This is a genomic window from Candidatus Nitrosopumilus sp. (genome assembly GCF_028278985.1).
Classification (GTDB): Archaea; Thermoproteota; Nitrososphaeria; order Nitrososphaerales; family Nitrosopumilaceae; genus Nitrosopumilus.
On sequence record NZ_JANQTA010000026.1, the window covers coordinates 1 to 12589 of the forward strand.

Below are 12589 nucleotides of genomic sequence, written 5' to 3' on the forward strand. Positions count from 1 at the left end.
TAGAACCAACTCCAGAGCCAGTTGTAGAACCAACTCCAGAGCCAGTTGTAGAACCAACTCCAGAGCCAGTTGTAGAACCAACTCCAGAGCCAGTTGTAGAGAGTATTGAAATTGCAGCAGAGCAAAGACCAGAATCATCAGAGTTTAGTTCAGCAGCATTGCTAGAAACAGTATCAGATGCAGAAGTAAATTCACGAATAAGTTTTGAAGAATTCACTGATGAAAGAATTCTCATCAGTCATGATGCATTTGGAAATAAACAAATGAAAATTAAGGTACTAGAGGTATCCGATGAAATCCCACCAGTAAAATGGAAATTCGGAGATCGTGTAAAAGTAACAAAAATTTTGGTAACCATAAAACATCTAGCAACACAAGAAGTTGAAGAAGGAGAATTCGATATAGAATCTATCGAAAGAGAACTACAAGAAAAAAGACACTATACATCAACAAACAGATGGATACCCGCAACTGACATCAAAAATGGATATGTTGTAGGTTCAAAGCACACCAGATTGATTAGTGATGCTTCTGCCTTAGATTACATCGTCTTCTAAGTAATCAGTAGTAATATTCTGCTGAAAAACATTATAAACAAAAGAATTTGAAAACCAAGTATGAGTTCAAAAGAGTTTGACGTTAACGGAACTGACTATAGAATTGTCCTTACAGAACAAGTCATAGGTCATGTTAACAATTTAAAAAATCTCTATAATGCAGCATATGAAGATCCAGAAAGTTTTGAAGACGTAAGTGCAGAAATTTCAAGTACAATAAATGAAATTGCAAGTACGGTAGAGCCAGAAGCAGACGATAGTGATTTGGATGGATTAATTCAAGAAATCATAAAGGCAGTAGATAGTAAAGCAGAAGAAATTGAAAAAGAATTACAAGAAAAAGAAAAACCAGCTAAAAAATCAAAATCAAAAAAATAATCCCATTTGACCTCAAAATCATAAAAAATTAGAGCTTACGTTATATTCAAAAGTCACATATTCAATATTATGTCAGGTTGTGAATGTGGAATTTGCGGACATCATCATGAAGCTGAATGTCTTGAAAAAGAATGCAAATGTTGCATTAATTTCCATGAAAGATCTGGTCCTAGAAGAAAATAGACCTTACTTATCATCCATATAGCAACTACACTGTTTTGCCAGATGCCTGTTACAACCAAATAATTTATGATCTTTGCATCCACACAAAATACATTTCTTTTCACTCATAATTTTTCAATCAAATCCTCAATGGCACCCATCATTTTCTTATCATTTAATGCCTCAATAATCTTTAGACGCATATTTTTCACTCTACTAACATCATCAGAATACAAAGGGGCCATGGTTTCAATTTCTTTTTCAAAGAAATAATTGTCTATGTAATTTCTTAGTTTAGATTTTAGAGAGGGAAAATCAGAATTAGGAATCTTTTCTGGTTCAATTTTAGTCAAGATTACCTTGATCATACCATTAATTTTTAGCATTTCTTTATTGATTAAGTCAAGATCTCCTGGCTTGTCTTTAATTTCATTAAGATTTACATGAGATTCCTGAATTTGAAGTAAAATATTTTTCAGATACTCGCTATAGGTTACCACAATTTGTTTCAGGTTTAATCTAATCTAAAGTTTAGCAAATTATTATGGACTAACGCTTTAAATTATCACCAAATATTGGTAATGGCAATGAAGGGAGACGCATATCTCAAGTGTATTGATCCAAATTGTGGTTGTGACTACGATATAGATAGTACAAATGTTCAATGTGAAAAGGGTCACCTTCTAGATGTAAAATACAAATGCAGACCTTCTGAAAAATTAAAAGAAATTTTTTATCAAAGAAGAAATTCTCAAGGCAACATATTCAATGAAAGTGGAGTTTGGAGATTTAGAGAATTACTAAATTTTTGTCAGATAGATACTGAAAATATTGAAGAGTGTTCTAAATATCTTGTATCTTTAGATGGAGCAGAAGGAAGACAATCAAAGCCGTATCAAATGACAAAGGCAGCAGAATTTGCAGGATTAGAAAGTAATAACATGTGGTTACAGCCTGAAGGATACAATCCAAGTGGTTCATTCAAAGATAACGGAATGGCAACTGCAGTTACACATGCAAAAATGGTTAATGCTAAAAAAATTGTCTGTGCATCAACAGGCAATACATCAGCTTCTGCAGGAATGTTTGCAGCAAATGAAGGGATTAACTGTGATGTGTATATTCCAGCAGGTCAAATAGCTCCAGGAAAACTAAGTCAAGCATATCAATTTGGAGCTCAAATTGTGGAAGTAGATGGAAATTTTGATGATGCATTAAAACAATCATTAGATGATGCACATAATCATGACGGATATACGGTTAATTCAGTAAACCCCTTCAGAATCGAAGGACAAAAAACAATTCCATTTAGAGCATTAGAATATTTGAATTGGGAAGTTCCTGATTGGATAGTTTATCCAGGCGGAGCATTAGGAAATACATCTAGTTGCGGAAAAGCACTGATGGAGTTGTATGAATGGGGTTGGATCAAAAAAATTCCCAGAATTGCAGTTATTAATTCTGAAGGAGCTAGTACATTATCAGATTTGTATAATGGTAAATTTGAAGACGAAGAATTAAGATGGAATAAAGGAAATCCAAATACGGAATTAATTTCTAGATATTATGATTATTTGGATAAAGAAGGTTTGAGACCTAAAACTAAAGCTACAGCAATTCAAATTGGTCGTCCAGCAAATATTTTGAAAGGATTAAGGGCTCTTGAATTTACAAATGGTGTTGCTACAACTGTTTCTGATTCAGAAATGCTAGATGGAATGTCAGTGGTAGGATTAAATGGATTTGATTGTGAAATGGCATCAGGTGCATCAGTAGTAGGAATAAAGAAGTTAATTTCTGAAGAAATTATTAAAAAAGATGACATTGTTGTTGGAATTTTAACTGGACGTCAAAAAGATGCAATGATTCCTGTGGATTATCACAGTAATCCTGCAAACAAATTTGCAAAACCTCCAAAAAATTAGCCTCAAAATTTAGGCTCGATTTATTTTTGAACATCTTAATCCTTAAATCATGGTTCTGTAAAATTTTACCAGATACCTAGAGATGGTGCAAAAAAACTAAATGGATAGCACTTGTTGTTCTAAGAAATTTTTCGGAGGAATATTTTGGTAGAATTATGGATGGAGATTTCAGCTTTAGCTGTACTCATAGGTTTATCGGGATTTTTTAGTGGATTAGAAGTAGCTCTTGTAGGAGTAAGAAAATCCAAAGTAGTTCAATTATTCAATGAAGGAAAAAAGGGCTCTAAAGCACTTCACAAATTAAAGAACAATCCTAGCTGGATGATGTCTAGTGTAAACCTAGGCAATAATTTAGTTAATGTTGGAGCATCCGCACTTGCAACAAGTGTAGCAATTAGACTATTTGGAGATGAGGGACTAGGAATTGCTGTTGGTGTAATGACATTTTTGATTTTAATTTTTGGTGAAATTACTCCTAAAACATATTGTAATGCAAATTCCACAAAAATTGCTCTTAGATATGCACCAGTTTTGTTAGGATTTAGTTATGCATTTTATCCAGTTGTAAAATTCTTTGAGATTGTAACAAAAGGGGTTGTAAAACTTACAGGTAGTAGTTATACACCTCCACCAATTACGGAAGAAGAAATCAAGGGTGTAATTGATCAGGGATTGGAAGAAAAAGCCATTGAGAAAGAAGAGATGGAATTAGTACATGGTGCTCTGAAATTTGATGATACAGTAATTCGTTCAGTAATGACACCTAGAACAAAGATGTTTTCACTCAATTCAAAAATGCTTCTTTTTGAAGCATTACCACAAATTAACCAAAGTGGGCATTCAAGAATTCCCATCTATGGGGATACAAGTGATGATGTTGTAGGATTTATTCATGTTAGAGATGTTCTCAAAGAATTAGAAAAAGACAACAAAATGGCCAGTCTTGAACAAATTGCAAGAAAACCAGTGTTTGCATCTCAAGAAAAAATGGTCAGTGGACTCCTAAAAGAAATGAAAGGTCGCAAAACACACATGGCCATAGTTGTTGACGAACATGGAGGTGTTGAAGGATTAGTAACTTTAGAGGATCTGCTTGAAGAAATTGTAGGGGAAATTGAAGATGAGACAGACAAAACAAGACCTACAGAATATGAAAGAATTGATCAAGACACAATTGTCACAAATGGTGATATCGAGATAGATATCATCAACGAAGTGTTTGATACAGAGATTCCAGAGGGAGACGATTATGCAACTCTTAGTGGATTACTTCATGAAAGATTACAAGATATCCCGCAAGAAGGAGACAAAGTAGAAGTTGATGAATTAAGAATAGTTGTTGAGAAAGTTTCTAAAAATATTCCTAAAAAAATCAGAATAGAAAAAATTAGAATCTAATCTTTCTTTCCAAAATATTCTTGAAGTTTCTGTTTCTTTTCTCTCATATGAAAAATTGACTCAGTATGCTCAAATGCTTCCTGATATGATTTTTCAAAGAGCATTGCTTGTAATAGCATATGATTCTCAGGAATAACGATTCCAGTTTGATCATCAGAATACATCATTTGAACAGTGTCGCCAATGGATGTAGTCATATTTGCATGAATGTGAATCATATTTGTGTCAGTAAAATTAAATCCCATATTTTGTGCATAGTCTCTCACATCCTTGGTACCTTTAGCAGTCCACAAAGTTGCAACTCCAAACTCATTGGTAAAAATTTCATGAATCTCTGAAGGTTTTGGTGCAGCATCCTTGAATCGAATATCCATTATGTGTAAGTGCATTTGTCTTGTTGGAACTTTAATTGCTCGAACAAAAAGAGGTGCATCTTTTCCAAAGTAAGTTTTTACATCATCTCCATGATGAGGAGATTGTGTCATTTCAATAGTATCAGATAATTTTTTTTCTGTTTGTTCAATATCGGCCCATCTTCTAACAAGAGTTACGTCAAAACGTATTAGATTATCTCCAAATTTGTCACGAAGTGGTTCTAAAATTCTACCCATCCCTGTAACATTACAACTACCTTGCATGACATGATTTTTACCAATTGCAAGGTCATAATTTGCTCTAGAATTAAACAACAAGTCAGATACTGCTTCTGAACCCATTATGGATTCGCCACCTTGATAAATTGCTGGAATATTTTTTGGTTCATAGAGATGGATTTTATTTTTATACCCATGTCCACCTGGGGCAGCATCAATTACCAAATCACATTCATCTAAAACAGATTCAATAGTACCTGCAATTTTGAAATCTGAAAAATCATCTTGTTTTCGTTCTGGAACGTAAACATCTAGTCCTCTCGAATTGGCAATGGATACTTTTTCATCTGGGGAATATTTTCCCACACCAACAACTGAAATTTCAGGGTCATCTTTTAGAAATGAAGTAATTCTGCTGCCAATAGAACCATACCCATTAACAAAAATTTTCTTCATAATTTGACATATTTTGACCCATTTATTTAGATTAATCAAAACTAGTCCAAGTCTGTTTGAATTAAACAAATTATCCCATAAACACCAGATCAGCCAAATTCAGTTGTGACAAATAGTCAAAAAAATAGACAGGAAGGAAAGTTTTGATGACTAATTTACATATAATCACTGAACCGGTATCAAAAATCACTAAATTGGAAAAAGAGGTACTGGAATCAAAACTAACAAAAGTTATCTTACAAGCAAAAGGAGACCCAGGTAGAAATCAGTATCTTCTAGAAAAAATTAGACATGAAAAAGAAATTACAAATTCAGATAGAATTTATCTTGAAAAAATTTTAGAAATCAAAATTCCAGAAATTATATACGAACCACAAAATTTTCAAATGGATAGAAAAGACAAAACAATTTTTCTAAATCCAAATATGATCAATTGTTTTGGATGTGAAAAAGAAATAAAATTAGACCAAAAATCTGCACGTTATAAAAAAAAGTGGTATCATAAAGAATGCTTACCAAAAATAGAAAAACCAAAACTAGAAACCTATGTCTCAAAAAAGAATAAACCCGGAATAGATCCAGTTCAAATTATTTTAACAATAACAATTTTTGTTTTCCTAATTTCTGCATCAGCAATAATTTTAGGTCCAATTAGCATGATTGCAATGGGGCTTGGTGGGGGACTATCTCTTTATCAAGTAATTGCAATTAAGAAAGACCCATTTGATAAACATAAACACGCAAAGAAAACACCATCTGCTTTCCTACTATTTCTATTAGGTTCTCCATTTTTGATAGGAGGTCTAATTGCGTATGAAGGATACACAATATTTGAATCACCAGTTAGGATATTGCTTATTTGGGGAATGACAGTGTCATTTTGGTCTACAATGTTGTTTGTTCCATTATCAGTACTAAGTAAAATTAGAGAAGATGCACAAGACGAAGTCAAAACTTATCCAACAGTTACAGTAATCATTCCAGCATACAATGAAGAAAAAGTAATTTCGCATACAATTGAAGCACTTATTGAAACAAAATATCCCAAGAAGGAAATTATTTTTGTCGATGATGGGAGTAAAGACAAAACTTTGGCAATTGCATCACAATACAAAGACAAAATTAGAGTGTTGAGTAAACCAAATGGTGGAAAGGCTACAGCAATCAATTATGGAATCGTATATGCAAAAGGTGACATCATAGTAATTGTAGATGCAGACACTATTATTGGAAGACAATCATTAAAAGAAATTGTTAAAGGATTCGAAGTAAATGAGCATGTGGCTGCTGTTGCAGGAAACATCAAGGTAAGAAATAGAAAAAACATCATAACAAAATGCCAAGCACTAGAATACATAACAGGAATTCAAATTGTAAGAAGAGCTTTTGATATATTTGGCTCAATTACAATTGTACCTGGGGCACTAGGAGCATTCAAAAAATCATTTTTGACAGAAGCTGGAGCATATGGAAAGGAAACTATTGTTGAAGACTTTGATCAGACAATAAAATTACTCAAAGCAGGGCTAATCACTCAAGGTAGTACCAAAGCAACTGCATATACTGAAGCACCAGATACTTTGAAGGACTTTATGGCTCAAAGAAAAAGGTGGTATCGTGGAAATATTCAAGTTCTCAAAAGACATTCAGATGCACTAGTTAATCCTAGATTTGGATACCTACAGAGATTATCATTACCTTACTTGTTTCTAGGAATGGTGGTTACACCAATTATCGGATTTGCATCTACAATAAATGCAATTTTAGGAGTGGCTTTAGGTGATGGGTGGTTCATTTTAGAAGTCACTGCCATCTTTTTAGTGGTTCATTATCTAATGACAGCGTTAGCGATTAGGATAGATGGTGAAGATCAAAAACTAGTTGTGTACGCAGGATTCTTGGTTTTCGGTTTTAAACAAATAGTAGATTATTTACTACTAAAAGCAATAATAGCTCAGTTGACAAATAAAGAAGCCACTTGGACAAGTGCAAAAAGAACAGGAGTACAAAGTGACAAAAAATAGCTTAATCATAACTGCATTTTCTGCAATTTTTCTTATAGCGATTTCAAATAGCTTTGTTTTTGCGGAAGAAATAGGACAGTTAGAATTAGAAGTTCATTCTACAAATGGAGATATTGTGGATCATAGTTCAATGAAATTTGTTATCTATCAAGATTTTGAACAAGTACCATTTCTGACAACAGATGCAAATGCAAATCCAAGCATAGTAGAAGTACCAATAAACCATAATTACAAAGTAGAGGTTTATGTAAATGACATCTATGCTTCAGTAGATTATATTGAATTTAACGAGCAATCAGAAAAATTAAACATTAGCATACCATTAAGTGCAGGATTAAAAATTAAAGTGTATTATGATGATGGATTAACACCAATTGATGATGCAACTGTAGTCATAAAATCTAATGAGAATACAGAATTAAGACGAACACTCACAAATGATAGCGGTGAAACACAAAGGTTTTGGATTCAATCCACAACTAAATTAGATGAATATTATGTTGCAGACGTATACATTAGTGATATTTTTCTACTTTCAGAATCTCAAATCAGATTACAACCTGGTCAACAGTTAGACCATAAAATCACCACAAATATTCCAAAAATCATTGAGAAATTATTCACTATTTCATTATACAAAAATGCAGTAAACAAAATCACAACTAGTGACGGAAATTATGAGATTACCATTACAAATGTAAACTCTGATGAAAGCTTAACATCAGATGTAAATTTTAGAGGAGAAGCACATTTTTCAAACATCAAACCTGGACTGTATACTGCAACAGTAACATCAAATGATCCAAACGAAAGTAAACACTGGAATGTTGTAAATCTTGAGATTTTAGGGGATATCACTAACTTTAACTTGTTCAGAACAGAAATTATTGAAACTGAACCAGAGATACAAAATCCTGAAGTAGACCCTGTTGAAACCAAATCAGAATTTACTGATTGTAATTGTGTTGTATTTCGATTCGATGATGTTCAAGATTATTGGTTAGCTGATACACAAGTGCAAATTATTGAATTATTTGCAGAAAAACAAGTTCCATTAACGATTGGGGTCATAGGAAGTTTAATTGGAGAAGATCAAAGAATTTCTTCAGTAATTGAGAAAAATGTGGAAGAAGCCAATATTGAGATAGCAAATCATAGTTGGAATAATGACGTTGTGACGACATTAGATGAAATAACTGTAGAAAAATACATTCAAGATACTAATACAAGAATTATCGAAGAATTTGGAGTAACACCTACAACTTTCATTCCACCTCAAAACATTTACGATGATTCAACTGTAGAAATTCTAAAAAATAATGGATTTACTGTTTTGAGTTCTCATAGTGACGAGATAAATACATTAACTTTAGACCCTGAATCATTTTACATCATTCCAGCAATTACTGAAACAGCAAAACTAGTCAACAATGACACAGAATGGCAAATGGTAGAAAATAGTGAAATTATTTCTAAAATCCAAAACAGTGTTTCAAAAAACGGGTATGCCATAGTTATGATGCACCCACAAGAATTTTCATTAAATGAACAAGGTGAATATGATGTTCCAAATCAAGAATCAATAAAAAACCTTGGAATACTTTTGGATGATATCAAGAAATTAGATGTAAATTTGGCATCAATGAACCAAATTAACCGAGAAACAATTGTAGAGGATACAATCATAGAAACATGCGATTGTGTAGCATTTAGACTTGATGATGTTCAAGATTATTGGTTAAATGATGTTCAAATTAATATTATGAAAAAATTCAAAGAAAGTAACACTCCATTAACTATAGGTATTATTGCAAATGCATTTGGCAATGATGAAAAAATTACATCATATGTTAGAGATAACACCAATAATTTAGAAATTGCAAGTAGAGGAGTTGATCTAAATTCAATATCAGGTCTGACAAAACAAAAACAGTCAGAGATTATTGCTGAATCAATTTCAAAAATTAAAAATGATGTAGGTGTAGAACCTAAAACCTTCATTCCACCTGGAAATAAATTCGATGAGGATACAGTTTTAGCTCTTAAAGAAAATGGAATCACTCATCTTAGTGCAAGTTTAACTAATGGAGATTCACCTCCATTCCCATTAAGCAACTCAGATCTATTCAGATTCCCACAAATTACATCTACTGGTACCTACAATATTGAAACATTGCTATTTGAGAGTCAAAATTCTGATAAAATTTTAGATGAATTAGAATTATCAGTAGATAATTTTGGTTTTGGGGTAATAACTATGAGTTTACAGGAATTTGCCACGGTTGAAGATGGAATGTATGTGAATATTTCAAATCAAAAAGAATTAGATAATTTGAATTCATTAATTTTAAAAATTAAAGAAAAAGGATACAATATTGTTACAATTGACAACATCAACATTGATTCATCTGCAAATGTTCCTTCATGGATAAAAAATAATGCAGGTTGGTGGGCAGATGGCTCAATTGATGATGCTACATTTGTTCAGGGAATAGAATATTTGGTTAATGAAAATATCATCAAAGTGTCTGAAAAAAGATCTTCTGAAGAATCAGCCTCAACTGTGCCTTCATGGATAAAAAATAATGCAGGTTGGTGGGCAGATGGCTCAATTGATGATGCTACATTTGTTCAGGGAATAGAATATTTAGTAAAAACAGGGATTATTTTGTATTAACTAATTTGTAGATCTTACTAGTTTTCCATTTTGCTTCTTCTAATGAGAATATGTTTTCACATTTTAGACAAAGATATTCAGAAGAAATTTCTGGAAAGAAATCTTTACAATCATTGCAGATATAATGATTATTCATGATCCTATAATCAACGCCTAAAGCTTTGAGTTCCTTCGAACATTGTGGACACTTATTATTCGAATAAGTATTTTCATCTGATATATTACCACAATCATAACATTCAATTAATTTTCCTAATTTGAAATTGGTACTTTTACAGGATGGGCAAAAAAATCTCTGAGATGTTTTCGAGGAATTACAAGTATTACAAGAAATTTCTTTTTCTTCTCCAATTGAAATGACTTTTCCAAGAGATTCAAGTTTTTTCAGATACTGCTTTACTTTTTCTTCATCATGCCCTACATAATCAACAAATTTACTTTCAGTTGCCTGATTTGCAATTTTTAATAAATAATCTACTTGTTCTTCTACTCCTGCAGAATCCAAATTTTCAGAAGATTGTTCTCCAGAAGATTTTGAGGTAATTTCCATCTCATGTTCAAATAAAGCATCTTCTTGTTCAATAGTTCCAATTACGGATTTAAGATTTTCAAATCGAATTGGTTTTTCGATATAATGATAAGCTCCAATTCGAATTAATTCTTTGATACCTTCATCACTTTTTTCAGTTGCAGTTTCTAAAATTACTTTAGCATCAGGTTGAATTTCTAAAATTTGTGTAAGTAATGAACGTGCATCCATATCAGGCAGCATGTAATCAAGAAGAACGATTGGGTGTAGTTTTTGTGAAACTAGATCGGAAAAGGTGGTCATTGCACTAGAGCCAGTGTCACATGTATGAATTTGGTCATAGCCAAGCTTTTCCAAATAGTTCTTTAACACCATACCAATAGCTGGACTATCCTCTACGATAACAATAGGATGCTTCACTCTCATTGAAATATCAGCAATTTTGATTGAATAATATTGTTTATTAAATAATCATGGAAAAAATTACTCAATTTCTTTTTTCAAGTTAGAATTATACAAATTTTAGAGAAATTCCATGTTAATGCTAGATTCCTATCTGGTATTTTTCTTAAAAAATTAGATTCCATTTTGGAGAAAATTTGCAATGTTTTTTTGATCCAGATTTACTCATAATTATTCCAAAAAAATCCGATTTGGAATGAGTCGTAACCCATGGGGGTTCCATCCTCATTATGGAAAACAATGCCGTAATAGTATTGTAAAATGAGAAAACAGTACAACATTGCAATTGTCGGAATAATCGGGGCCATTTTGGCAGTACCAGGAATGATGTCAAATGATGCATTTGCACTTGAGGATGACGAGATGTTGCAAAAAATGGTTACATTGGAACAAAAATTACAAGAACTGGCACAAACTAACGGAAGTTTTGAAGACATTTCAATGGGCAGTATAGGTTTTGAAATAAAACAAATCAAAAAAGTATTATTAGAAATTAATGAGAAAAATAATGAAAACAACGACAATGTCAATGAAAAATACAATTCTGTCAGTGAAAATTTTAACCAACTAATTACAAAATATGAAAAAGATGTAAAATCTTACCAAAAAGAAAATGGATTAACATCACAAGAAAGAAAAATAACTAATTCTATTTTCAAAGAAAAAATTAGTTTTGAAAAAATAGAGAGTGAACAAGACAAAGAAAAAGAGACCCAAAAATTAATCAAAAAAACAATTAAAGAGACTAAAGCCAAAAAAGAATTCCAAAAAATCATCAATAAGATCGGAATGAAATTAGCAGATGAATCAAACGGAGGAAAAATAGAAAATGAACATTACCAATTAGCACTAAATGAAATTGTAAAATCTGAAAAATGGGATTTGGCTATTCCTGCAATAGATAGAACAATCACTCAAGTAAGTGCAGATAAAGAAATTGTTGAAAATCTAATCGAGGTAAAACAAAACATCAAAACAGTTTTAGAAATTAAAGAAAAACAAGAACAAGTTGAATTATCTGCATTAAAAAATGAAAACAATCAGCAAGAGAACAAATTGCTCAAATTCAATGTAGATGAAGAAGCAAACACTGGCAGTGACATTGCAGAAAAATTAACAGATGATAAAATTGTAAACAAAATCAAAGAGATTCAAAAAACTAAATTAAATGAAATTGAAAACAAACTTCAAGTAATTAAGCCAATTTTGACTGCAGAAATTAGCAAATCTATTGAAAAAGCATCTAAAACCATAGAAGAGAAGAAACAACAAGTAGAAGAAAAACGAGAAGAGCAAAGAGAAGAAAAACGTCAAGAAGATAAGAAAAAACCAATTGTTGAAGAAAAAGATGAGAAGAAAGAAGTTCTAACTAAGAAAGAGCAGAAGAAGAAAGAACAACAAGAGAAGAAAGAGCAGAAGAAGAAAGAA

At 32.0% G+C, this 12589-nt stretch carries 10 protein-coding genes; 7 read left to right on the forward strand and 3 right to left on the reverse strand.

All coding sequences use genetic code 11. The features are described from left to right. Positions 1-104: 104 nt before the first annotated feature. Both Q0941_RS09030 and Q0941_RS09035 read left to right on the forward strand, forming a co-directional pair. Positions 105-557, forward strand: a complete 453-nt coding sequence (locus Q0941_RS09030) for a hypothetical protein (RefSeq protein ID WP_299293258.1) — start codon at positions 105-107, stop codon at positions 555-557. Positions 558-617: 60 nt separating this feature from the next. Beyond that, positions 618-935: a hypothetical protein gene (locus tag Q0941_RS09035; RefSeq protein WP_299293231.1), complete on the forward strand. Its 318-nt coding sequence runs from the start codon at positions 618-620 to the stop codon at positions 933-935. A gap of 287 nt (positions 936-1222) precedes the next feature. Here Q0941_RS09035 and Q0941_RS09040 read toward each other — a convergent pair whose 3' ends face one another. Then, positions 1223-1597, reverse strand: coding sequence for a hypothetical protein (locus Q0941_RS09040; RefSeq protein ID WP_299293234.1), 375 nt, complete (start codon positions 1595-1597; stop codon positions 1223-1225). 87 nt (positions 1598-1684) lie between these two features. Here Q0941_RS09040 and Q0941_RS09045 point away from each other — a divergent pair, with 87 nt between their 5' ends. Both Q0941_RS09045 and Q0941_RS09050 read left to right on the forward strand, forming a co-directional pair. After that, positions 1685-3022: a threonine synthase gene (locus Q0941_RS09045; RefSeq protein WP_299293237.1), complete on the forward strand. Its 1338-nt coding sequence runs from the start codon at positions 1685-1687 to the stop codon at positions 3020-3022. A 144-nt stretch (positions 3023-3166) separates the two neighbouring features. After that, positions 3167-4420, forward strand: a complete 1254-nt coding sequence (locus Q0941_RS09050) for a hemolysin family protein (protein ID WP_299293240.1) — start codon at positions 3167-3169, stop codon at positions 4418-4420. Here Q0941_RS09050 and Q0941_RS09055 read toward each other — a convergent pair. Beyond that, on the reverse strand, positions 4417-5469 hold the full coding sequence (locus tag Q0941_RS09055) for a type II glyceraldehyde-3-phosphate dehydrogenase (protein ID WP_299293243.1): 1053 nt from the start codon (positions 5467-5469) through the stop codon (positions 4417-4419). The two genes, Q0941_RS09050 and Q0941_RS09055, sit on opposite strands and share 4 nt — an antisense overlap. A gap of 146 nt (positions 5470-5615) precedes the next feature. Between Q0941_RS09055 and Q0941_RS09060 the strand changes: the two genes are divergently transcribed. Together Q0941_RS09060 and Q0941_RS09065 are read left to right on the forward strand one after the other, a co-directional pair. Beyond that, a complete protein-coding gene (locus Q0941_RS09060) occupies positions 5616-7493 on the forward strand; it encodes a glycosyltransferase (RefSeq protein WP_299293246.1) in 1878 nt (625 codons plus the stop codon). After that, a complete protein-coding gene (locus Q0941_RS09065; RefSeq protein WP_299293249.1) occupies positions 7480-10170 on the forward strand; it encodes a polysaccharide deacetylase family protein in 2691 nt (896 codons plus the stop codon). Before Q0941_RS09060 ends, Q0941_RS09065 begins: the two co-directional genes overlap by 14 nt. Here Q0941_RS09065 and Q0941_RS09070 read toward each other — a convergent pair. Beyond that, the gene (locus Q0941_RS09070; protein ID WP_299293252.1) at positions 10157-11125 is read right to left on the reverse strand and encodes a response regulator; all 969 of its coding nucleotides are present in this window, start codon (positions 11123-11125) and stop codon (positions 10157-10159) included. The genes Q0941_RS09065 and Q0941_RS09070 overlap by 14 nt on opposite strands. Before the next feature lie 297 nt (positions 11126-11422). Here Q0941_RS09070 and Q0941_RS09075 point away from each other — a divergent pair. Beyond that, on the forward strand, positions 11423-12589 hold a 1167-nt coding region (locus Q0941_RS09075; RefSeq protein ID WP_299293255.1), incomplete at its 3' end, for a hypothetical protein.